This window comes from Arthrobacter sp. 2RAF22, from assembly GCF_052115325.1.
In the GTDB taxonomy this organism is placed as follows: domain Bacteria; phylum Actinomycetota; class Actinomycetes; order Actinomycetales; family Micrococcaceae; genus Arthrobacter.
In genome coordinates, this window is the sequence record NZ_JBFRGL010000035.1 from 1 (window position 1) to 1051 (window position 1051).

1 protein-coding gene is annotated in these 1051 nt (G+C 70.3%); it reads right to left on the bottom strand.

Features of this window, described 5'->3' with window-relative positions:
- On the bottom strand, positions 1-1051 hold a 1051-nt coding region (gene hutU, locus AB4068_RS15675), incomplete at both ends, for a urocanate hydratase (protein ID WP_441433871.1).

Consider the following 1051-nt stretch of genomic DNA (forward strand, 5'->3'; position numbering starts at 1 on the left):
GAACGGGCCCAGTCCTTCGCAGAACAGGGGCCGGATGTAGGCCGGGACGAAGCCGGGGAACTCGAACGCCCGGCCGTAGCCGCCCTTGCGGGCCTCGTCGCGGATCGAGTTGCCGTAATCGAAGACCTCGGCCCCGGCGTCCTGGAACTCGACCATGGCCTGGACGTGGCGGGCCATGGAGGCCTGGGCTTTCTTGGTGAACCCTTCCGGGTCCGCTTCGGCCTCGGTGTGCCACTCGTCCACGGTGATGCCTTCGGGCAGGTAGGAGAGCGGGTCGTGCGCGGAGGTCTGGTCCGTCACGACATCGATGGTGATCTCCCCGGCCTTGTGGCGGGCCAGCAGTTCGGGGAAGACCTCGGCGGCGTTGCCCACGTAGCCCACGGACCAGCCGCGGCGCTCGGCCTTGGCGGCCTGGACTTTGGCGATCGCGGTGTCCAGGTCGGTTTCGACCTCGTCCAGGTAGCGCTTGCCGACCCGGCGGCGCAGCCGGGACTCGTCGACGTCCACGATCAGGCAGGCCCCGTCGTTCAGGGTCACCGCGAGCGGCTGGGCCCCGCCCATGCCACCGCACCCGCCGGTCAGCGTCAGCGTCCCCGCGAGCGGGCCCTCCGTGGAACCCTCCGCGGCCGGCGCCAGGCGGCCTGCGGCGGCGAGTTTGTTCCCGACGGCGGCGAAGGTCTCGTAGGTGCCCTGCAGGATGCCCTGGGTGCCGATGTAGATCCAGGACCCGGCGGTCATCTGCCCGTACATCATCAGGCCCTCTGCCTCCAGGCGGCGGAACTCCGGCCACGTCGCCCAGTCCCCCACCAGGTTCGAGTTGGCCAAAAGCACCCGCGGCGCCCACTCGTTCGTGCGGAACACGCCCACGGGCTTGCCGGACTGCACCAGCAGCGTCTCGTCCGTCTCCATGGTCTCCAGGGTCCGGGTGATCGCGTCGAACGCGGCCCAGGACCGGGCAGCCCGGCCCGTGCCGCCATACACGACCAGGTCATCCGGACGCTCGGCGACCTCCGGGTCCAGGTTGTTCATCAACATGCGCAACGGCGCTTCG